A 22,891-nucleotide genomic window follows, 5' to 3' on the forward strand; every position below is an offset into this window, starting at 1 on the left:
TAAGCTTGCTGGAACATAGCTTTTCCTCCTGACCCAATGAATCATCAATCTAAAAAGCGCGAAATGCCAACAAATATCACCCTCTTTAACGATTCAAAATAATCGCCCCACGCTCTAACGCGCATCTTTGTCCGAAAACCGTTTCACACTTTTCGGGATGCGCTCTAAATTATGTAGTAGGCCAATTTTAACGAAATTCGTAGCGAAGACCCGCACGGACCGTATGGATATTGAAGCCGTTGTCCTTGGCCTGTGTTCCAGTTGCGCCCGGACCTTCAACGTTGCCAAACGGGTTTGTGCTGCGGTCAGCAGCATCGTAACCATAGGCCTTGCCGCCGTTCACCCTCAGATAACGGTAACCAAGATCAAGCTTGAGCTGATCGGTCAGATCGTAGCTGACACCGGCCATCAGAGCCATGGCAAAGCGCCAGCTGTCGAGGCCGTCCTTGTCGCTGGTATAGGTGCATATGGAGCAGATTTCCTTGGTTTTCCAGGTATCGTACTTCACATAAGCTGCACCCAGTCCTGCGCCGAGATAAGGTGTTACCATTCCCATTTTAGGCAGGTCGACATAGGCATTGGCCATTGCTGTCCAGACATTGGCTGTCGAAGAGTCTTCATAATGGCAATTGTCTTCAATCGGGTTGAAGCCGAGCGCCGATTTTACGTAGCTTGGGCAATCGGTGCGACCTCTGATGCCTGCACGGAAGAAATCCAGCGTTGCATCGGTACGGAACATTTCATTGAAACGATAGCCGACACCCACACCATAGGAAGCGCCACCTTTGAGTTTGAAATCGTCATAGCGCAAAGTGTCATCGATGCCACGATAAGGTGGATCAAACTGATTCCAGAATGCCCAATCGCCATCAGTCTTATTCTTGAAATTATAGCCAATATCGCCGCGAATATACCAGGCAGAGGCAAGAGGGACGGGTGCCACCACGACCGGTTCTTCATAAACAATGTCAGCAGCGTGCGCTCCATTTGCACTGATCAGCATACTGCATGCCATGAGCGCTATCGCGGAAACATATCTCATCTACCCAACTCCAACCGAAATAATCGCGGTTCCCGAACCGTTGGCTAAAGATGGTAAATGAATATGCTTAAACTATCGTTACTTCTTATTAGTGAACACTAAACTAGAGGTAGTATTCGTAGTTGGTAAAGCCATGATACAGGCGTTGAAAAACCCGGCCTGAGCCGGGTTCTACAATTTTTACTTGAAATCGACCGAATGGATGATCGATTGATCGATATCGTTAATGTTGCGCTTGCCGCAAAGCGCCATGGTGATATCGAGTTCTTTGCGAATGATTTCCAGCGCGAGCGTTACGCCTTCTTTGCCCATTGCACCAAGCCCATACAGGAATGGACGGCCGATGAAGACACCCTGTGCACCAAGGGCACGGGCTTTCAATACATCCTGACCTGAACGGACGCCGCCATCCATATGTACTTCGATCTTGTCACCGACAGCGTCAACAATTGGCTTGAGCATCGAAATTGAGGAGACCGCACCATCAAGCTGACGGCCGCCATGGTTCGACACGATAATCGCATCGGCGCCGGTCTTCGCTGCCATCTTTGCATCCTCAACGTCGAGTATGCCTTTGAGAATCAGCTTGCCGCCCCATTGTTCTTTGATCCACGCAACGTCGTTCCAGTTGAGCTGCGGATCGAATTGTTCCGCAGTCCATGAGGACAGCGAAGAGAGATCGGCTACATTCTTGGCGTGGCCTGCAATGTTACGGAACGTACGGCGTTGCGTGCCGAGCATCCCCATGCACCAGCCGGGACGGGTTGCCATCTGCCAGATGTGCTTCGGCGTAAACTTTGGCGGAGCCGAAAGTCCGTTGCGCAGATCCTTGTGGCGTTGGCCCAGAATTTGAAGGTCAAGCGTGAGAACCAATGCAGAGCAGCCAGCAGCTTTGGCGCGGCTGATCAGGTTCTTTACAAACTCTCGATCTTTCATCACGTAAAGCTGGAACCAGAATGGCTTCTTGGTCACGGATGCAACATCTTCAATGGAGCAAATGCTCATCGTCGACAGTGTAAATGGTACGCCGAAGGCCTCTGCGGCTTGCGCTGCGAGCATTTCGCCGTCGGCATGCTGCATGCCGGTGAGACCTGTCGGGGCGAGGGCGACCGGCATGGCCACCTTTTCACCAACCATTGTTGTTTCAAGCGAACGATTGGTCATATCGACCAACACGCGCTGACGCAGTTTGATCTTTGCGAAATCAGCTTCGTTTGCCCGATAAGTAGACTCAGTCCAAGCGCCGGAATCAGCATAATCGAAGAACATCTTCGGGACACGACGTTGTGCAAGCCGTTTCAGATCGGCAATCTCAACGATGTTCGGCATTCTCCCACCCCTTGTGGTCAGTTTTCTTTACCAATCGCATGAAGGATTGTTGACCTGAAATCAAGTGCAAACCGTTTCACACTTTTGGGGAGCACTCTATTTAATGGGCTGTGTAATTCAACTATATTAAAAGTCGGCTTCTATGGTCGGTGCGATATTGGAGTGACCAGTAGTGTCTTTACGACGGCGATTGGCCATTTTGGGCGCATAGTGGATGCCGAAATTGTGAGAAATATTGCATCGTTATGTGATACGCGTTGAGCGCAAAAGCTATGCAATTGAGGATGACGACATGAGCAAAGCTTCGGGAACCAAGTTCATCGGCAAGCGGTCGAGTGCTGCAGGTGGGTGGGGCGCATTGAAAAGCTGTGGCAAGCAATTGCTTGCCAGCGGTGCACCGCTTACCGGTGCGCGTGCTCTTCTCAAGGCCAACCAGCCAGACGGTTTCGATTGTCCTGGTTGCGCATGGGGCGATCCCGAGCACGGCTCGTCGTTCGAGTTCTGCGAGAACGGTGTGAAGGCGGTGGCCTGGGAGGCGACCGAGCGACGCACAACACCGAAGTTCTTCACAGAGCATACGGTTTTGGAACTGCAATCGTGGACCGATTATGCGCTCGAGAACACGGGGCGTCTGACGCATCCGATGCGCTACAATGCAGCAACCGACAAATACGAAGCCGTTGAGTGGGATGAAGCTTTTGGCGCTATTGGCGACATATTGAAGAGCTTCGATACGCCAGACCGTGTGGAATTTTATACCTCGGGCCGTGCATCCAACGAAGCGGCATTTCTCTATCAGCTTTTCGTGCGGGCATATGGCACGAACAATTTCCCTGACTGCTCCAACATGTGCCATGAGGCCAGCGGTGTGGCGCTCAAACAATCGGTAGGTGTTGGCAAGGGAACTGTTTTGCTTGAGGATTTCGAGCAAGCCGATGCTATTTTTGTAGTCGGACAAAATCCCGGCACCAACCATCCCCGCATGCTTGGCGATCTGCGGCGCGCAGCAGAGCGCGGTGCCAAGATCGTGGTCTTCAATCCGGTCCGCGAACGCGGACTTGAGCGCTTCGCCGATCCGCAAAACAAGCTTGAAATGATGCATGGCGGCAGTGAAGCTATCGCCAGCGATTATTATCAACCGCGTCTTGGTGGCGATCTTGCCGCGTTCCGTGGCATGGCCAAGGCGGTCTTTGCGGCTGATGATGCAGCGCTCGCAGCTGGTGAACCGTCGGTTCTGGATCGTGAATTTCTGGCAGAGCATACGGCGGAATTCGAAGCTTATCGTGCAGCTGTCGATGCAACTTCATGGGACGAAATTGAGGACCAGTCGGGGCTTCTGCGCCAATCGCTGGAACATGCCGCTCACATTTACATGCAGGCAGGCCGCGTTATCTGCACCTGGGCGATGGGTATCACGCAACATCGTCATTCGGTGATTATGATCCGCGAAATCACCAATTTCATGCTGCTGCGCGGCAATATTGGAAAGCCAGGCGCGGGGCTGTGCCCGGTTCGTGGCCATTCCAATGTGCAGGGTGATCGCACGGTCGGAATCAATGAACGCCCGTCTGCCGACTTTCTGGATGCGCTGGAAAAGGAATTTGGTTTCAAAGCGCCGCGCGAACCGGGGCACAATGTGCTTGGTGCGATCGGAGCCATGCTCGATGGATCGGCGAAAGCCTTTATTGCTCTGGGTGGCAATTTCGCCCGCGCAACGCCTGACAGTCCGATGATTATCAAGGCACTTTCCAGCCAGCGATTGACCGTGCATATCGCAACGAAACTCAACCATTCGCACCTTTTGCCGGGGCAGGATTCGTTCATTTTGCCGTGTCTCGGGCGCACCGAGATTGATCTTAATTCCAAAGGTGTGGCGCAGATTGTTACCGTCGAAGATTCCATGAGCATGGTGCATGGATCAGGCGGCATCAACCACCCGGCTTCGGCGTTGCTCCGCTCGGAAGTTGCAATCATTGCAGGCATGGCAAATGCAACATTGGGTGCAAAGCCTGTCGATTGGTTAGAACTGGCTGATGACTACGACCTTATCCGCGATCATATTTCGCGGGTCTTGCCCGATTTCTATGACTTTAATGTGCGTGTCCGTGTGCCGCGTGGTTTCCATTTACGCAACACGGCGCGCGAACTGGAATGGGTAACGCCTAACGGTAAAGCAACGTTCTGGAGCGGGGCGATGCCAGAGGCCGTCGAGCATCAACAGGCGCGTGGAAAGCCCGGACGCTATGTCTTGCAGACTTTCCGCAGTCACGATCAGTACAACACGACGATTTATGGCATGGACGACCGCTATCGTGGCGTTTATGGCGAGCGGCAGGTGGTTTTCATGAACCCTGCTGATATGTCGGACATTGGTGTTGAAGCGGGTGATCGAGCCGATGTTGTCGGTGATTTTGCAGATGGGGTTGAACGCGTTGCACGTGATTTCCGCTTTGTGCCCTATGATATTCCGCGTGGTTGTATCGCGGGCTATTACCCGGAAATGAATGTGCTGGTGCCGCTTAGTAGTGCCGGTGACGAAAGTTACACGCCAACGTCAAAATCGGTGATCGTTTCTTTCCGCCCAGTTCAGGCGGTGAATGCCTGATGGAAGAAGCCGAGTATATGGCACTGGTGGATGCGCTTGAAGCTGCATCGGGTAGGATTTCGCGGCTTGGCGCCGGTATTATTGCTGCGCTTGCGTTTGATATAGCATCGGACAGTCGCAGTTTTTCACGAATACTTGGAGTAGCTCACGCTCTTGTGTTGCGTGAGGTTGTAGCTCTTGGCGCTAATGGGGGCTATATCCGCATCCGGCAGCGTGATGAACGGACGCAGCGCACACGTTATGAGTTGAATGCAACAGGCAATCGGCTTGTTGAAGAAATACGACTATAAATTATTCTGATTTATTATTTAGATTTCCAGCGTTTTCCCAAAGCTATTTTGAGAGACGCATTTTTATATGCGAACATGATGATTAATGATGTTTTTAAAGCATGCTTTTCTCAGCATTATTTTGGTTGCATTGTGCCCTCCAGGAAAAGAGCGAGAATCGTATAGATGGCCACAAAATTTTATCCTCTTGTGAAAGCGGCACATAGTGCGCTTCGAGCGATTATGGGCGTTCTCGTTGTTACAACAGGGGTCCTCGCTTCAGCGTTTTATGCTCATGCTGAAACCAGCGGCGTCGTTGCTGTTGCCGTGACAGAAAGCAAGTTAATCGACTATCAGCCAAAGCTTACGCTGTCAGGCGCGATAGCTGCCCGTTCGCTGGTCAATGTATCGTTCCGCGTTAATGGGCAGGTTGTGGAGCGTATGGTCGAAATCGGCCAGCATGTCGAAAAAGGTGCAATCCTTGCGCGGATCGACAATGCCGAGCAGCAATCCAATATGCGCGTCGCGCAGGCTTCCAAGGACGCCGCACAAGCCCAGCTAGTGCAGGCAGAAGCCAGTTTCAGACGCCAGCAAGCCTTGCTTGCACAAGGGTTTACCACGCGTTCGCAATTCGATCAGTCCGAGCAAGTTTACCGCACGGCGCAAAGCACGTTGATGAATGCTGAAACCCAGCTTGGCAATGCGCGTGATGAGCTTTCCTATACAGAACTTCATGCGCCGGTTTCGGGTGTGTTGACGGCCCGCAATATTGAAACCGGGCAGGTGGTTCAGGCTGCGCAAACGGCGTTTTCGATTGCCGAAGATGGTCCGCGTGATGCGATCTTCGATGTTCAGGAAACGCTGGTCAATTATGCCAAGATTGGCATGGACGTTACCCTCGCTTTGCTGTCGGATGATAGCGTTCAGGCGGAAGGAAAAATTCGCGAAATCTCGCCAGTGGTTGATGCACAGACTGGCACCGTGCGCGTGAAAGTTGGCATTGCCAATACGCCTGAACAGATGGCGCTTGGTGCCACTATAACGGGCACCGTCCATATGGAAAATCAGCAAGTGGTGATCCTGCCATGGAGCGCCATGACGTCCGATTCGGGCCGCACAGCTGTCTGGCGCGTAGCGAAGGACACACAAGTTGCGACCCTCGTGCCGGTTAAGGTGCTGGCCTATGAAAAAGAACGAGTGATCGTTGCTTCCGGTTTGGGTGTTGGCGAACTCATTGTTACCAAAGGCGCACAAATGCTTCGTTCGGGCGCTCAGACCGAGATTATGCAGGGTCTTGAAGGAGCCGGTGCACAATGAAGCCGACCATGAAGCTCTTGAGCTGCCTCGCTATTGTTGGTTCGCTCATAATACTTGCGGCCTGTGGCAAGGATGATGACAAATCATCGGAAGCCGAAGCAATTCGCCCGGTGCTTTACACGATTGCAACACCCAAGCCTGCGATCCAGACCAGTTTTGCCGGCACCATCGAACCACGATATTCGACCGACCTTGCGTTTAGGGTTCTTGGTCGCATCATTGCGCGCCCGGTTATCGTGGGCGATCTCGTCAAGAAAGACGAAATGGTTGCGATGCTCGACCCTTCCACGCTCGATCTTTCGGTGCAGTCGGCAAAAGCTGATCTTTCCAGTGCTGAAGCACAATATGCTAATGCTGCGGCCAGTGAAGAACGTCTGCGTATTCTGCTCAAAGGCAACAATATTTCACAGGCCGATTATGATGCTGCAAAGCAGGCGCGTGACAGCGCCCAGGCCGGGCTTGAAAAAGCGCAGGCTGGATTGCGCAAGGCGGAAGATCAGCGCGGATATGCTGTTTTAAGTCCGGATTTTGATGGCGTCATTTCAGCCACCAATGCCGAAGTTGGTCAGGTGGTGGCCGCAGGGCAGGCAGTGATGACGGTTGCAAGGCCCGACATTCGTGAAGCGGTTCTCGATATCCCCGACAGCATGACAGAATATTTCGTGGCGGGAACGCCGTTTAGTGTGCAGCTGCAAGCTGATCCGACGGTGACTGGAAATGGCACTGTGCGCGAGGTTGCGCCCCAGGCCGATGCTCAGACCCGTACACGTCGGGTTCGGATCGCACTTGAGAATCCGCCAGAAGGTTTCCGCCTTGGCGCGACCATCAGGGCGGGGCTTGCAAGAGCGGAAAAAGACCACGTGATTTTGCCGATACAGGCTTTGCTTGAGAAAGACGGCAAAACCGAAATCTGGGTCATTGATCCTAAAACACAGACCGTAAGCCTCCAAGACATTCAGGTTGTCGAACGTCGCAGCGAGAGTTTTGTTGCCGATAATGTTGAAGTTGGCAGCTATGTGGCGATTGCCGGAGTGAACATACTCAAGCAAGGGCAAAAAGTCCGTCTGGATGCGAAGGGAAGCAGCCTATGAAAAAAGGTTTCAATCTTTCTGATTGGGCTTTGAACCACCGGTCGCTGGTCTGGTATTTCATGCTCGTCTTTCTGGTCGCGGGGCTCATCTCCTATCTTGATCTTGGGCGCGCGGAAGATCCGGAATTTACCGTGAAGACGATGGTGGTGCAGGCCAACTGGCCGGGCGCATCCATCGATGAAACGATGAATCAGGTTACGGATCGTATCGAGAAGAAGCTCGAAGAACTCGACACACTCGATTATACACGCAGCGTCACCACGGCAGGCAAGTCGGTCGTCTTCGTCTTTTTGAAGGATACGGTTCGCAAGGAACAGGTCACAAAAGCCTGGTCCGAAGTGCGTCATATGCTCGACGACATCAAACCAAACATGCCCGAAGGCGTTTATGGTCCCTATTACAACGACAAGTTCGGCGATGTTTTTGGCAATATCTTTGCCTTCACTGCGGATGGGCTGTCGATGCGGCAGCTGCGTGATTATGCGGAAGATGTACGCACGAAAATTCTGACCATACCCAATGCCGGTAAAGTTGAACTCATTGGCGCGCAGGATGAGGCAATCTATCTCGAGTTCTCGACCCGACAAGTGGCAGCCCTTGGCCTTGATCAGCAGGCCATTCTGAAAGCGCTTCAGGATCAAAATGCCATTACGCCGTCCGGTGTGGTGCAGGCCGGGCCTGAGCGGATCAGCGTTCGCGTCAGCGGGCAGTTCAATTCGGAAGCTGATCTTCGTGCGGTCAACCTCCGTGTGAATGATCGTTTCTTCCGCTTGTCGGACGTGGCGACCATCACGCGCGGTTATGTCGATCCACCATCATCGATTTTCCGGGTCAACGGCCAAGATGCGATTGGTCTGGGCATTGGCATGAAGCCAAATGGCAATCTGCTTGAGTTCGGTGAGAAGCTGGACGCATTGATGCAAGAAGTGAAGGCGGAACTGCCGGTTGGTATCAATGTATTGAAAGTGGCCGATCAGCCCGAAGTTGTTCAAGATGCTGTTTCGGGTTTCACGCAGGCACTGTTTGAGGCGGTTGTGATCGTTCTGGCCGTGAGCTTCATCAGCCTTGGCTTGCGAGCAGGCTTCGTGGTGTCGCTGTCCATCCCGCTGGTGCTGGCAATTACTTTCCTTGCCATGTCTTTGATGGATATTTCATTGCAACGCGTGTCACTTGGTGCGCTGATTATCGCGCTGGGGCTTCTGGTCGATGACGCGATGATTGCGGTGGAAATGATGGTTGCCCGGCTGGAGCAGGGCGACCCCATCAACAAGGCCGCGACCTATGTTTATTCGCACACGGCTTTTCCGATGTTGACGGGTACGCTCGTGACCATCGCGGGCTTCATTCCGATTGGCCTCAACACCAGTCAGGCGGGCGAATATACGTTCACGCTTTTTGTGGTGATTGCGGTTTCGCTGATCGTTTCATGGATTGTGGCCGTGTTGTTTGCGCCGCTTCTCGGTGTGACGCTTCTTCCTAAGAAAATGAAGCATCATGAGGAAAAGCGCAGTCGCTTTTTCAAAGCCTTTTCGGCGACCCTGCTTCTGGCCATGCGCCATAAGTGGATCACCATTATCACGACAATCGCTCTGTTTGTTGTTTCTGTGTTCGGTATGGGCTTTATCGAACGTCAGTTCTTCCCACAGTCCGACCGTCCGGAACTGGTGATCGACTGGACCCTGCCGCAGAACAGTTCCATTGCCGATACCAAGGCACAGATGGAGCGTTTTGAACAGACAATGCTCAAGGACAATCCAGATATCGAGCATTGGAGTACCTATGTCGGACAAAGCGCGATCCGTTTCATTCTCTCTTTCGATGTGCAGCCAGCCAATCCGTATTTCGGACAGATGGTGGTGGTGGCCAAGGATGTGGAAGCGCGTGATCGCCTGAAAGCGAAATTCGATGACGTTCTGCGCAAGGATTATGTGGGTACAGATACGTTTGTGAAATTCCTTGAACTTGGACCGCCGGTCGGGCGTCCGGTGCAGTATCGCATTTCCGGCCCTGATGTTCAGAAGCTGCGCGGCATTGCTCAGGATTTTGCTGGCATTATGAGTGCTGATAAGCGGCTCGGTGTTGTCAACTACAACTGGAATGAACCGGGGCGCGTTATCCGTGTCGACGTGATGCAGGATAAAGCGCGGAAGCTTGGCATTTCATCCAAGGATATTGCCACGACATTGAATGGCGTTGTTGGCGGCATCAGCATCACGCAGGTTCGCGATTCAATCTATCTCATCGATGTCATTGTTCGCGCGCAGAAGCATGAACGCGATTCCATCGACACATTGCAAAGCCTGCAGATTGCGACTGGCAACGGCAGTTCGGTGCCGCTGGCAGCTATTGCCAATTTCCGCTACGAGCTTGAGCAGCCGGTGATTTATCGCCGTTCGCGCATTCCAACGATAACGGTTGCTGCTGGTATCGTTGATAAAACGATGCCGGATACTATCGTCAAAGAACTTGAACCTTCGGTGAAGGCGTTCGTCGATAAGCTCCCCGCTGGCTATTCCGTTGTAACGGCTGGCACAGTTGAGGAAAGTGGCAAGAGTCAGGGGCCGATTGCGGCTGTGGTGCCACTGATGCTGTTCGTCATGGCAACAGTGCTGATGCTGCAATTGCAGAGCTTCCAGCGGTTGTTCCTCGTGGTGGCAGTGGCTCCGCTGGGTCTGATTGGCGTGGTTGCAGCACTGCTTCCAAGTGGCAAGCCACTTGGCTTCGTGGCGATACTTGGGGTGTTGGCACTCATCGGTATTCTCATCCGAAATTCGGTCATTCTGATCGTGCAGGTAGAGGAGCATATAACGGATGGCATTCATCCTTGGGATGCTGTCGTGATGGCCAGTCAGCACCGTATGCGGCCGATTGCGCTGACAGCAGCAGCTGCAAGTCTGGCACTGATCCCCATTGCGCGTGAGGTGTTCTGGGGGCCGATGGCCTATGCCATGATGGGCGGCATCATTGCCGGTACGGCCATTACGCTGCTGTTCCTTCCCGCGCTCTATGTGGCATGGTTCCGTATCAAGGAACCTGACGCAAAAAACACACAAACGGCGGTGGAGCCACAGCCGCAACATTGATATGAAGAAAGTCTGCCTCGTGCAGACTTTTCTTTTTCGGAGAATGATCATGCAGACTGCCCCATCATTGATGCTACAGGAAACCGAACAGTCGCCATCTGTGGTGGCGAAACTTCTTGCAGCAGAGGCGGCAACATTTGCGGAGATCGGGCGGCTGTTTGAAAATTCGCCTTGGGTGATCACGACCGCTGCACGTGGCTCTTCCGATCATGCGGCTACATTCTTCAAATATCTGATGGAGATCGCCACCGGCATTCCCGTTGCCTCGATTGGTCCATCAGTGGCCTCCGTTTATGGCGCGAAGCTGAAACTGGAGGGTGGTCTGCATTTTACCGTGTCGCAATCGGGCGCAAGTCCCGACATTATTGCCGTGCAGGAGGCAGCAAAACGTGGTGGTGCAACGACCGTCGCGGTGGTGAATGTCACTGATAGCCCACTGGCAAAATCTGCCGATATTGTCCTGGCACTTCACGCTGGTGAAGAAAAAAGCGTTGCCGCAACCAAGTCTTTCATCGCGTCTGTGGCCGCACTGTGTGGGGTTGTCGCTGCGGCAAGCGAGGACAAAGGATTGCAAGTCGGATTGGGACGCTTGCCGGAAGCGCTCGCTGCGACGAAGCCCGAAGGCCGTGAGACAGTCGAAGATCTGCTTTTCAATGCCCGGTCGCTGTTCACAGGTGGACGCGGCACAGCCTATGCCATTTCGCTTGAAGCGGCGCTGAAAGCCAAGGAAACGGCGAACATCCATGCAGAAGCTTTCTCGCTCGCAGAATTGATGCACGGCCCGATGCGTCTGGTGGAAGATGGCTTTCCAATTATCTCTTTCATCCCGCGGGACGAGGCATTGAAAACAAGCGTTGAAGCACTCGACCGTCTCGGCTCGTTTGGTGCCAACCTTGTATCATTTGGAAATGCTGAAGTGCCAGGTTATCGCATACCATCGGCCAGCACCGGCAATGGACATCTCGACCCGCTTGTGTCGCTAATCAACTATTATCGTATTATTGAAGCAGTGACGCGACGCAAGGGCTTTGATCCAGACAAGCCGCGTAATCTCGCCAAGGTCACGTCCACCGTATAACGAGCAGGCCAAATTCACGACATCTGCCGCGTAAAGCACTTGATAGCGCAATCCGGTCAGTGCATTACGCATTCTGGCATGGCTGGCACTGCGTCGTGCAGTAGAAATCACGATGTGGTTGTGCCTGCACGATAGAACAGTTCTGGTTAAACTGAATAATACGAACCGCTCTATCATTTAGTTTTTACGCAATGTACGGCGTAAACCGCTCTGTACTTTTGCTGGGAATGCTTTTGAGGAAGTCCGATGCATAACTTTGTCCTGACCGTCACCTGTAAATCTACGCGTGGCATCGTTGCCGCTATTTCCGGTTATTTGTCGGGCAAGGGTTGCAACATCGTCGACAGTGCGCAGTTTGACGATTTGGATACTGGCCGCTTCTTCATGCGGGTTAGCTTCATTTCTGAGGAAGGCGTGCCGCTTGATGCTTTGCGCGACGGCTTTACACCGATCGCTGCACCTTTCGAGATGAATTTTGATTTCCACGACAATGCACATCGCACCAAGACATTGCTGATGGTGTCGCGTTTTGGTCATTGCCTCAACGATCTCCTCTATCGCTGGAAGATCGGGGCACTGCCAATCGATATCGTCGGTGTCGTGTCGAACCATTTTGACTACCAGAAGGTCGTCGTGAACCACGACATTCCCTTCCATCACGTCGCTGTAACCAAGGCTAACAAGCCAGAGGCCGAGCAGCGCCTTCTTGATATCGTCAACGATACCGGCACTGAACTGGTGGTTCTTGCGCGTTATATGCAGGTTTTGTCAGACCCGCTCTGCCAGAAAATGTCGGGCCGCATCATCAATATCCATCACTCCTTCCTGCCGTCTTTCAAGGGTGCGAACCCGTATAAGCAGGCCTATGAGCGCGGGGTGAAGCTGATTGGTGCTACCGCACATTATGTCACCGCTGATCTTGATGAAGGTCCGATCATTGAGCAGGATGTGGCGCGTGTAACCCATGCGCAGAGTGCTGCGGATTACGTATCCATCGGACGTGATGTCGAAGCGCAGGTTTTGGCGCGTGCCGTTCACGCGCATATCCATCACCGTTCATTCCTCAACGGCAATCGCACCGTCGTATTCCCGGCCTCTCCCGGTTCATTCGCCTCCGAACGCATGGGCTGATCGACCAGTCGATATTTACGCACTGACGGTCTGCAAATGGCGCTTCTCTGTGCTTCCGGTGCTCATGTACCTTAAAGTACACTCCGCTCCGGTTCTCGAGAAAGCACCATTCTCGCCGCGTCATTGCAAAAATCTCAACCGGTTGATGCGTTGTGCCAATTCAAAGATTAAGCCAATAAAAAACCCCGCCAAAAGCGGGGTTTTCTTTTGATCCGAAATCAGACCGATTAGTCGATGTCGAAGGAAACGCCCTGTGCGAGCGGCAGAGCCTTCGAATAGTTTACGGTGTTGGTCGCGCGGCGCATATAGCCTTTCCACGCATCCGAACCCGATTCACGACCGCCGCCAGTTTCCTTTTCGCCGCCGAATGCGCCGCCGATTTCAGCACCCGAAGTGCCGATGTTGACGTTGGCAATGCCGCAATCCGAACCTTCAACCGAGAGGAAACGTTCTGCTTCCTGCAGGTTGAGCGTGAAGATCGACGAGGACAGACCTGCGCCAACTTCGTTGTGGCTCGTCAGCACGTCGTCGAAGTCAGAATACTTCATGACGTAAAGGATCGGAGCGAAGGTTTCTTCGAGAACTGGACCCTGCTGCTTTGGCATTTCGACGATAGCCGGACGCACATAGTAAGCGTTTTCATGGCCAGCATCGACGCGTTCGCCGCCCTGTACCTTGCCGCCGTGAGCGGCTGCTTCCTTGAGTGCCTTCTGCATGTTGTCGAAAGCAACCTTGTCGATCAATGGACCAACGAGAGCAGTAGTTTCGAGCGGCGAGCCGACGGAAACGCTTGCATAAGCCTTCTGAAGACGTGGAACGAGCGCATCATAAACGCTTTCGTGCACGAACAGACGACGGAGCGTGGTGCAACGCTGACCAGCGGTGCCCATTGCGCCGAAAGCGATTGCGCGGAGTGCCATGTCGAGATCTGCCGATGGGCAGACGATACCGGCATTGTTGCCGCCGAGTTCGAGGATTGCACGAGCAAAACGCTTTGCAAGGCGTGGACCAACTTCGCGGCCCATGCGGGTCGAACCGGTTGCCGAAAGAACAGGAACCTTCGGGCTGTCAACGAGAACTTCACCAACAGTACGGTCACCGAGTACGACTTCAGCCAGACCTTCTGGAGCATCGCCAAAACGCTTGATGGCGCGCTTCAGGATTGCGTCACATGCAATAGCGGTGAGCAGGGTCTTTTCCGATGGCTTCCAGACAACTGCGTTGCCGCAAACGATAGCGAGAGCGGAGTTCCATGCCCAGACAGCAACTGGGAAGTTGAAAGCCGAGATAACGCCGACAACGCCGAGCGGATGCCAGGTTTCCATCATGCGATGGCCAGCGCGTTCGGTTGCGATGGTGAGACCGTAGAGCTGACGCGACAGACCGACTGCGAAATCGCAGATGTCGATCATTTCCTGTACTTCGCCGAGGCCTTCCGAAGTAATCTTGCCAGCTTCGAGCGAAACGAGACGGCCGAGATCTTCCTTGGAAGCGCGGAGTTCTTCACCCAAGAGACGGATCAGTTCGCCACGCTTTGGAGCTGGAACAGTGCGCCATGCGCGGAAAGCTTCGTCAGCCTTGTCGATGATCTTGACTGCATCTTCTTTGCTGTGGGTCTTGATCGAAGCGATCTGTTCACCGGAGACCGGGCTGAAGCCAGCGAGGTCGCCCGACGTGTAGATTGAGGCGTCAACGCCAAGCTTGGAAAGCAGATCAGCGGCTTCTTTTTTCACGTCGAGTTTTTTAACAGCGGTGTTCATGTTTATCCTCTTAAACTGCTTTATTATTATTCTGCTGCTTCAAGACCGCTCAGGCGGGCCTGTACAGCTTCGATGGATTCGCGTTCGATACGAGCATAATGCTCGAATTCATTAAGAACTTTGGCGCCAAGGTCTTCCTCGAAACGCTTCTGGTTCGGGCTTTCCACAAAATCCTGCGCGTCGTCGTCGCCTAGATTGGACTGGAAGATACCAGCAGCACTGACCGGCAGGAAGTCTTCATAGATGATAGGATCGAACTGGACTGCGCCGCCTTCGATCAGGGTCTCAATATCGGTATCTGGTCTGAAGGCTGCAAGACGTGCGGCATCCTTGACCGAATAGGCGAAATAACCAAGGCCTTCTTCGCGAATGCCAGCCCATGTGTCAGGGAAAGCCGCAAAGGTGTCGCTCAGTGCCTTCACATATTCAGCCGAGTTTGAACCATCAGGGGCAGGGCGTGCAACTGCGCGGGTGTCGTTGAGCAGCTTGTCGTAAAGCGCACGGCCCTTTGGTGTGAGAGCGACGCCACGCTGTTCGATTTCGCCGAAACGAGCGGTATGCGAGCCAGGTGTCCACTTGCCATCTTCACCGATGAACGAGACTTCTTCTTCCAGTGCCTTGAACGAGGTCTGACGCAGAAGAATCGCACATTTGCGGGTTGGCGGGCCTTCAACAACTGCCTTCGGGTTGATACCGCGGTCTGGCATCTGAACCTGCACGGCATCGATGTCGAGCGTGCGTGGGGTCAGGTGGTTGATGTGTGGGCCTTTGAACGACACAACGTCAGCAATCAGGCGATGTGCATCGTGGAGGCGATGATAAAGATCGGCGCTGACATTGGCATGGTCGTGCCAACGGAAAGTTTCGAGAACTTCCGTAACCAATGCCTTGGCGTCTGCATCACTCAGACCGCCCTCAGCCTCTGCCTTCTCGACGAGAGCGATAGCGCCCGGCGTGAAGATATTGCGTTTGGAAAGGACCTCTTCCGATTCTTCACGCAGCTTTTCATCTGAAATCAGATCAAGACGCAGCAGAGAGGTGAAAACGCGGAACGGATTATGCTTGAGTGCTGCGTCGTCGATCGGGCGAAAGGCGGTGGAATGCACAGGCACACCAGCAGCACTCAGATCGTAATAACCGACCGGAAACATGCCCATGACAGCGAAAACGCGGCGCATCATGGAAAGTTCAGCAGCCGTTCCGAGGCGGATTGCGCCGTGACGCTCTTCGGAAATGCGCTCGAGCGAGTCGGTTTCCGTCAGGCGCTCGTGCAGATGAGTGTCATCCGCCAGAACCTTGGCGTTAACGTCGGCGACGAGCTCCATCAATGTGCCATAGGCAGGCACTTCTTGCTTATACATGGCCGACATCGCTGCTGAGAACGCAGAGCGAATGGCGTCTGGCGAAATGAATTTATGCTCGTTCATTGCGAAAGCTTCCGTAGAACTTGTGTCATCTTGGGGACGGACATGTTATTTGCGGGAGGAACATGCCGGGATTATGATGAAAATGTATCATATCAGCCGTTTTGCCGTTATGATCGCGACGAACGCAACTATGTTAATGCGAGATTGGAATGAAGCTTAGCAGGAGACTGATCCCCGACATTGCCACGCTACAGGCGTTTGAATGTGCGGCCCGACATGGCAGTTTCACGCAAGCCGCCAATGAACTCAATCTCACCCAGAGTGCTGTCAGCCGTCAGATCAAGGATCTCGAAAGCCAGCTCGGTGTATTGCTGTTTGAGCGAATCCGCCAGCGCATTCTCCTCTCTGACGCAGGGCGAAAGTTCCTGCCGGAAGTGCGGCGTCTGCTCAATCAGACTGAGGATACGATGTTGCGCGCCATGGCGTCTGCGCAATCGACCTCTTCCTTTAGTGTGGCAACGCTGCCGACCTTTGGTACGCGCTGGCTAATGCCGCGCATTCCAGATTTTATTGAAAAGCATCCCGGTATCGCAATCAATGTGGCCTCGCGTTCCGGCGTTTTCGACTTTGAAGAACAGCCTTTCGATCTTGCCATCCATTATGGCCAGCCGGTCTGGGCACATGCGACCTGCGCCTTCCTGTGCTCAGAGGTGATTGTGCCTGTTGCAAGTCCGAGTCTTCTCAAAGCGTGCCATCCGGCAACCCCGGAAGAGCTGGAAGATGAGCCGCTGCTGCATCTGGCGACGCGCCCCAAGATGTGGGCGCAATGGTTTGAAAGCTGTGGAGTGGAAGGCAAGTCTGCCTATCGTGGCCATCGCTTTGATCAGTTTTCGATGGTGATCGGTGCCGCTCTCGCAGGTCTTGGCTTTGCGCTGTTGCCGCTTTATCTGATCGAACAGGAATTGCGTAACGGCGAACTGGTTATGCTTTTTGAGCAGCCGATGCGTACCGAGAATGACTATTATCTGGTGGTTCCCGAAGGCAAGCTTGAGAACCCGCTGACACAGGTGTTCTGTCAGTGGATCGCGGGGCAGGTCGGCAACACAGACTATTCAGGCTTAGTTCATTCCGAACGGGAATGAATTGTTGCATAAATATTGCTGTCTTTGAGACTGCCAGCACGTGAAATAGTTTTGGCGATAAATGCCGTCTGTTTTTCATCATATGAAATGGTTGCCGTTCATGCTCAACGATCCGCGCTCTCATGGCCTTTGGGAAAAGACCGCTCCAGCCGCACCGAAGACCACAACGCTTAAAGGCGATTTGACCGCCGATGTGGTGATTGTCGGCGGCGGATTTACCGGCCTTTCTACGGCGCTGCATCTTGCGGAAAAGGGCACGAAAGCAATCGTGCTGGAAGGGATCGAAATCGGCTATGGCGGCTCGGGTCGCAATGTCGGTCTGGTCAATGCAGGCATGTGGGTCATGCCTGATGATCTGCCAGGTGTGCTGGGCCAAAAGCACGGCGATCGTTTGCTCGACGTTCTTGGAAATGCGCCGAAGCTGGTGTTTGAACTGATTGAGAAGCATAAGATCAGCTGTGAAGTTGAAAAGCAGGGAACGCTGCATTGCGCTGTTGGCAAGAACGGTCTCAAGGAACTTGAAGATCGCTATGAGCAATGGGCGCGGCGCGGTGCCAATGTGAAGCTGCTTGATGCGAAGGAAACCGAAGCCAAGGTTGGCACGAAAGCCTATGCCGGATCGCTGCTTGATCTGCGGGCCGGTACGATTCAGCCGCTTGCTTATGTGCGCGGTCTGGCACATGCAGCGGTTGCAGCAGGTGCGCAAATCTATACGGCAAGCCCGGTAACGGGTGCCACCGAGCAGAATGGCAAGTGGGTGGTGAAGACTGCCACAGGTACTGTGACAGCTGACTGGGTTGTGGTCGCAACCAATGCCTATACCAATGTGCCTTGGGCAGAGGTTCGCGCGGAATTGGTGCATCTGCCTTATTTCAACATGGCGACCAAGCCGCTTTCCGACAATTTAAAAAAGAGCATTCTGCCAGAACGTCAGGGCGCTTGGGATACGAAGGAAGTTCTATCGTCTTTCCGTTTCGACAGCCAAGGCCGTCTGGTGTTTGGCAGCGTTGGAGCGTTGCGCAATACGGGCGCGGCCGTTCATACGGCATGGGCTAAAAAATCGTTGAAGCGCCTGTTCCCGCAGATCGGAAATGTCCAGTTTGAAGCCGAATGGTATGGCAAGATCGGTATGACCAATGACAGCCTGCCGAAGTTCCATCGTCTTGACCGGAATGTGGTTGGCTTCTCCGGATATAATGGTCGCGGTATTGCACCGGGCACCGTATTCGGACGTTTGCTGGCAGAACTCGTTTCCGGCGCGATTTCCGAGGATGATCTGCCTTTGCCTGTCAGTGATCCCAAGGCACAGAATTTCCGCGGCTTGCGTGAAGCCTATTATGAAGCTGGTGCACAGGTGGCACATGCAGCCGGGATAATCATCTAAAGCTGCCTCACACTGTCATATAATTGAAGCCAAAGCCCGTTATGGCATCCGCATCGCTTCCAAGTCGGAAGAGATGCGGAAGGTGAAATCGATCTATTCAAGTGATAGATGCCCTTCTGCAGAATAGAAATCTGCCGGAGGGCATTTTGCTTTTCAAAATCGGTTCCGATTTTGAGGCATATGTTTTAGAGCTTGTTTGACAGGTGAGTCATGAACAGGAATGATCGCGCTTCTCAATACGACAGTATCTGCGCCCTTTCGGCCCGTATGCAGCGCCGTCATGCCGGAGCGGCAGGACACACTGCGGAAAATCACACAGAAATTCGAGGAGCCAACTCCATGAACAAGATGCTGAAGCGGGCCAGTGCCATTCCTGCTCTTCTTGCTCTCTCTATCGCTGTCGCTCAGGCCGATACGCTGACGCTTTATACGTCACAGCCTGAAGCAGACGCGGCAAAGACCGTCGAGGCGTTCCGCAAGGCAAACCCGGATACGGATGTTCAGATTTTCCGTTCGGGCACGAGCGAACTTCTCACCAAGCTTGCGGCTGAATTTTCGGCCGGCGCACCGCAGCCTGACATTCTCCTCATCGCCGATGCAGTGACGATGGAAGGTCTGAAGAAGGATAAGCGCCTGCTCGCTTATACGGACGCCAAGGTTGATGGTTTTGCAGCGGATAGCTATGACGCCGACAAGACCTATTTTGGCTCCAAGCTGATCACCACCGGCATCGCCTATAATACGGGTGCGAGCCAGAAGCCTGAACATTGGGCAGATCTTGCGACCACTGAGTATAAGGGGCAGGTGGTTATGCCAAGCCCGCTTTACTCGGGTGCCGCAGCTTACCTTCTGAGTGGTTTCGCGCTTAACAAAGATCTCGGCTGGGATTATTTCAAGAACCTCAAGACCAATGAACTGGCAAGCGTCAAAGGCAATGGTGCTGTGCTGAAATCGGTTGCCAGTGGTGAAAAGCCTTACGGCATTCTCGTGGACTTTATGGCGCTGAATGCAAAAGCAAAAGGCTCGCCAATCGAGTTCGTCTTCCCATCGGAAGGTGTGCCCGCCGTGACGGAACCGGTTGCAATTATGGCGACTGCGAAGAACGTTGATGGTGCCAAGAAATTCGTGGACTTCATTCTGTCAGATGATGGTCAGAAGCTTGCACTTGAGCAGGGTTATCTGCCTGCCAAGGAAGGCGTTGGTCGTCCTGCCTGGCTACCGGAAGGCACCAAGATCAATATCATGCCTATCGACACTCAGAAGGTGCTGGAGCAGACTGGCGCTGACAAGAAGCAGTTTTCCGAACTCTTCGGCGGATAAGGCAAGACGTTTTTATGCGCATGTTTCGAGATATTCAGGGCCGTGATGCGGCCCTGATCATTGGAATAACCTTGATCGTAGCTGTGCTGTCGCTTTTGCCGATGGCACGCTTGCTTGTTGAGCTCGTTGCGCCGCAGGGCAAGTTTTCGACTTCGGTGCTAGTCGAGACGCTCGGTAATCAATCGACATGGGTAGCGACCTGGCATTCTTTGCAGATCGGCATTGGCGGAACGTTGCTAGCGCTGGTCTTTGGTATTGCTGCTGCATTACTTGTCGGCCTCACAAACATGCGCGGACGCAACGTCTTCGTTCTTTTTTATGTCACACCGCTTCTCATTGCCCCGCAGGTCACTGCATTGGCATGGCTGCAGCTGTTTGGGCCATCGAGCCAGCTTCTTAAAATCATTGGTATGGCTCCACCGCTCGGTAGTCGCAATCCGCTCTATTCGGTATGGGGCATCATCTTTCTGCTGGGGGTGCAATATGGCCCACTGGTATTTCTGATCGTGCGTGCAGGCCTGCGAAAGCTGCCACGTGAGCTGGTCGAAGCGGGCTTAAGTGCCGGTGCCAGCAAATGGACGGTTCTGCGGACGATCATTCTGCCGCTAATGACGCCCTCAATCATTGGTGCTGCTGCACTGGCTTTTGTCTCCTGCGTTGGTAATTTCGGCATTCCGGCATTTCTCGGCATTCCGTCCAACTATCTGGTTTTGCCCACGTTGATTTATCAACGTCTTGCAGGCGGTGGGCCTGCTGTGCTGTCCAGCGTTGCTGTGCTTTCTGTGCTGATCGGATTGATTGCCATGGCGGGGATCGCGGCACAGGATTATGCGACGCGCAGACGTGATTTCCGCATTGTTTCAACCTCGCTGCCATCTGCGCCTTTCGCACTTGGCTCATGGCGTTTGTTGGCAGAAATTGCCGCGTGGTTGCTCATCATTATTGTGCTGTTTCTGCCGCTTATCGGGCTCACGCTGTCCGCTCTTGTTCCCGCTTATGGCGTGCCGCTGACATTTGCGACCGCAACGTCAGAAAATTTCCGCTTTGTTATGCTTGAACATGGGGGTGCCGCGCGGGCTTTTGTGAACAGCATAATGCTTTCACTGGCAGCGGCTCTCTTTGCGATTCTGCTTGCCGTCCCGCTTGCCTATATGCTGGCATGGCGCAAACGACGCTGGACGCCGATCCTCAACTTTGCAGCCGAGATGCCTTACGCATTGCCCGGTGTGGTGCTGGCGATTGCATGTTTGTTATTGTTCCTGAAGCCGTTTCCGGTCGTAGGTGTCAGTCTCTACAACACGATCTGGATCATCCTGTTTGCCTATCTTGCGCGCTTCTTCGTGTTGGCCTTGCGGCCAACGGTGGCTGGCCTTCACCAGATCGACCGAGCACTGGAGGAGGCGGCCCGAATTGCAGGCGCTGGACTTTTCTATCGTCTGCGAACCATTATATTTCCGCTGGTGGCTCCGGCTACGCTTGCAGGTGGTGTGCTCATATTCATGACTGCCTTTTGCGAACTGACCGTTTCCGCTCTTCTCTGGGCGTCAGGATCAGAGACGTTGGGCGTAGTTATGTTCTCTTTTGAGCAAGCCGGGGATTCCGCTTATGCAGCGGCCATTTCCATTTTGGCCGTTGCGGTAACATTCATACTGATGCTTGCAACCAATCTGTTTGCGCGACGTCTTCCAAATGGAGTGCTGCCATGGCGCGACTGAAAATTGATCAGGTTTCCAAGACTTTCAATGAATTTCAGGCTCTGTCTGAAGTGTCATTGGACGTGAAGGACGGCGAGTTTGTTGCCATTCTTGGACCTTCAGGCTGTGGGAAGACCACTCTTTTGCGCATGATTGCAGGCTTTGAAGAGCTTGATGGTGGTGAAATTCATATCGGCGAAAGGCGCGTCTCGCATGTTGACGGTAATGTGCCGCCGGAAAAGCGGCAAGTCGGCATTGTCTTCCAGAATTACGCGCTATGGCCGCATATGACGGTTGCCGAAAATGTCGGTTATAGTCTGCGCGTGGCAAAGGTTGCCAAGGCCGAGCGCGAACGCCGTGTGAAGGAAGCCCTGGCGCTGGTCGATCTCGATGGTTTCGGTGATCGTCGCCCAGCTAATTTGTCTGGGGGTCAGCGGCAGCGTGTGGCACTGGCTCGTTGTCTTGTGGCTGCACCATCGCTGGTGCTGTTCGATGAGCCGCTTGCCAATCTCGATGTGCATCTGCGCGCTTCGATGGAAGATGAGTTTGCCTCATTCCACAAGCGTACCGGCACGACGATTATCTACATCACCCACGATCAGGCTGAGGCCATGGCGCTCGCGGATCGTATCGCAGTGCTTGATCATGGCAAGCTTCAACAGTTCGACACACCACGCAAGCTTTATGAAGAACCTGCGAGCGAAATGGTCGCGTCCTTTATCGCTCACGGCATGGTTTTGCCTGCGGAGGTACTTTCCTTCGCGCAGCAGGGGCATTGCGAGGCGCTGGTGCTGGGAAGCCGTGCGCAGGTGCGTTGTTCTGACATTGAAATGCCACGTGCGAATGCAAAATTCTGTGTCAGGGCCGAGGATTTGCAGTTGACTGAAACCGGCGGCATTCCGGTGCGCGTGAAACGTTCGATCTATCGCGGTGGTGGTTCACGCATCGAAGCACACTCTATCGCAAAACCAGATATCCAGCTGCATTTTGAGGTGCGCGATCCAGTGAGATTGGAAGAAGGCGATGAGGTTCGCATTGCCATTCGCGGTGGCTGGATCATTCCCACCGATGATATGCCGGTGAGAAAAGTCTCAACCGGTTTTCCAATCGGGAATAAGATATAGCGTTTTTGAAAAGTTTTTTGCCGCCACCACCCTTATCCTGAGGAGCCGTTGAAAACGCCGTCTCGAAGGACGAGGGGAAATGCATCTATTATGTTTTTTGAGCCGCCCCTCGCCCTTCGAGACGGCGCCTTTCGCGAAGCTCAAGTCGCCCCTCA

Annotated in this window: 16 protein-coding genes; 12 read left to right on the forward strand and 4 right to left on the reverse strand. The window is 53.5% G+C overall.

Annotated elements, in window-relative coordinates; genetic code table 11:
- Positions 1-187: 187 nt before the first annotated feature.
- Together OIV19_RS19625 and OIV19_RS19630 are read right to left on the reverse strand one after the other, a co-directional pair.
- Complete coding sequence (locus OIV19_RS19625; protein ID WP_095447172.1) at positions 188-1,042, reverse strand: outer membrane protein; 855 nt, start codon at positions 1,040-1,042, stop codon at positions 188-190.
- A gap of 180 nt (positions 1,043-1,222) precedes the next feature.
- A complete protein-coding gene (locus OIV19_RS19630; protein WP_095447171.1) occupies positions 1,223-2,371 on the reverse strand; it encodes an alpha-hydroxy acid oxidase in 1,149 nt (382 codons plus the stop codon).
- Between the two features lie 292 nt (positions 2,372-2,663).
- Here OIV19_RS19630 and OIV19_RS19635 point away from each other — a divergent pair, with 292 nt between their 5' ends.
- From OIV19_RS19635 to purU, 7 genes are all read left to right on the forward strand, one after another.
- Complete coding sequence (locus OIV19_RS19635; RefSeq protein WP_264233207.1) at positions 2,664-4,976, forward strand: FdhF/YdeP family oxidoreductase; 2,313 nt, start codon at positions 2,664-2,666, stop codon at positions 4,974-4,976.
- Positions 4,976-5,266 (forward strand): hypothetical protein, encoded by a 291-nt coding sequence (locus OIV19_RS19640; protein WP_498831067.1) that lies wholly within the window; start codon positions 4,976-4,978, stop codon positions 5,264-5,266. The genes OIV19_RS19635 and OIV19_RS19640 overlap by 1 nt, the downstream gene beginning before the upstream one ends.
- Before the next feature lie 165 nt (positions 5,267-5,431).
- Entirely contained in the window at positions 5,432-6,562 is a 1,131-nt protein-coding gene (locus OIV19_RS19645) for an efflux RND transporter periplasmic adaptor subunit (RefSeq protein ID WP_095447169.1), read from the forward strand.
- The gene (locus OIV19_RS19650; RefSeq protein WP_264233208.1) at positions 6,559-7,653 is read left to right on the forward strand and encodes an efflux RND transporter periplasmic adaptor subunit; all 1,095 of its coding nucleotides are present in this window, start codon (positions 6,559-6,561) and stop codon (positions 7,651-7,653) included. The genes OIV19_RS19645 and OIV19_RS19650 overlap by 4 nt, the downstream gene beginning before the upstream one ends.
- Positions 7,650-10,736 carry an efflux RND transporter permease subunit gene (locus OIV19_RS19655; protein WP_264233209.1) on the forward strand — a complete coding sequence of 1,029 codons (3,087 nt, stop codon included), beginning with the start codon at positions 7,650-7,652 and terminating at the stop codon, positions 10,734-10,736. Before OIV19_RS19650 ends, OIV19_RS19655 begins: the two co-directional genes overlap by 4 nt.
- A gap of 49 nt (positions 10,737-10,785) precedes the next feature.
- Positions 10,786-11,814 (forward strand): SIS domain-containing protein, encoded by a 1,029-nt coding sequence (locus tag OIV19_RS19660; RefSeq protein ID WP_264233212.1) that lies wholly within the window; start codon positions 10,786-10,788, stop codon positions 11,812-11,814.
- 246 nt (positions 11,815-12,060) lie between these two features.
- Complete coding sequence (gene purU, locus OIV19_RS19665) at positions 12,061-12,945, forward strand: formyltetrahydrofolate deformylase (protein ID WP_095447165.1); 885 nt, start codon at positions 12,061-12,063, stop codon at positions 12,943-12,945.
- Positions 12,946-13,172: 227 nt separating this feature from the next.
- On the opposite strand, the gene amaB is transcribed toward purU, so the two are convergent.
- Positions 13,173-14,705, reverse strand: a complete 1,533-nt coding sequence (gene amaB, locus OIV19_RS19670) for an L-piperidine-6-carboxylate dehydrogenase (protein WP_264233215.1) — start codon at positions 14,703-14,705, stop codon at positions 13,173-13,175.
- 26 nt (positions 14,706-14,731) lie between these two features.
- Positions 14,732-16,132: a 2-oxoadipate dioxygenase/decarboxylase HglS gene (gene hglS, locus OIV19_RS19675; RefSeq protein WP_264233217.1), complete on the reverse strand. Its 1,401-nt coding sequence runs from the start codon at positions 16,130-16,132 to the stop codon at positions 14,732-14,734.
- 149 nt (positions 16,133-16,281) lie between these two features.
- On the opposite strand from hglS, the gene OIV19_RS19680 reads away from it, so the two are divergent.
- The 5 genes from OIV19_RS19680 (at position 16,282) to OIV19_RS19700 (ending at position 22,736) form a co-directional block, all read left to right on the forward strand.
- Entirely contained in the window at positions 16,282-17,214 is a 933-nt protein-coding gene (locus tag OIV19_RS19680) for a LysR family transcriptional regulator (RefSeq protein ID WP_264233219.1), read from the forward strand.
- A gap of 100 nt (positions 17,215-17,314) precedes the next feature.
- The gene (locus tag OIV19_RS19685) at positions 17,315-18,598 is read left to right on the forward strand and encodes an NAD(P)/FAD-dependent oxidoreductase (RefSeq protein ID WP_264233252.1); all 1,284 of its coding nucleotides are present in this window, start codon (positions 17,315-17,317) and stop codon (positions 18,596-18,598) included.
- Positions 18,599-18,937: 339 nt separating this feature from the next.
- On the forward strand, positions 18,938-19,918 hold the full coding sequence (locus OIV19_RS19690; protein WP_095447161.1) for an ABC transporter substrate-binding protein: 981 nt from the start codon (positions 18,938-18,940) through the stop codon (positions 19,916-19,918).
- Positions 19,919-19,932: 14 nt separating this feature from the next.
- Positions 19,933-21,633, forward strand: coding sequence for an ABC transporter permease (locus OIV19_RS19695; RefSeq protein ID WP_095447160.1), 1,701 nt, complete (start codon positions 19,933-19,935; stop codon positions 21,631-21,633).
- A complete protein-coding gene (locus OIV19_RS19700) occupies positions 21,621-22,736 on the forward strand; it encodes an ABC transporter ATP-binding protein (protein ID WP_264233221.1) in 1,116 nt (371 codons plus the stop codon). Before OIV19_RS19695 ends, OIV19_RS19700 begins: the two co-directional genes overlap by 13 nt.
- The last annotated feature ends 155 nt before the right edge of the window (positions 22,737-22,891 follow it).

The organism is Brucella sp. HL-2 (genome assembly GCF_025846885.2).
Classification (GTDB): domain Bacteria; phylum Pseudomonadota; class Alphaproteobacteria; order Rhizobiales; family Rhizobiaceae; genus Brucella; species Brucella quorumnocens.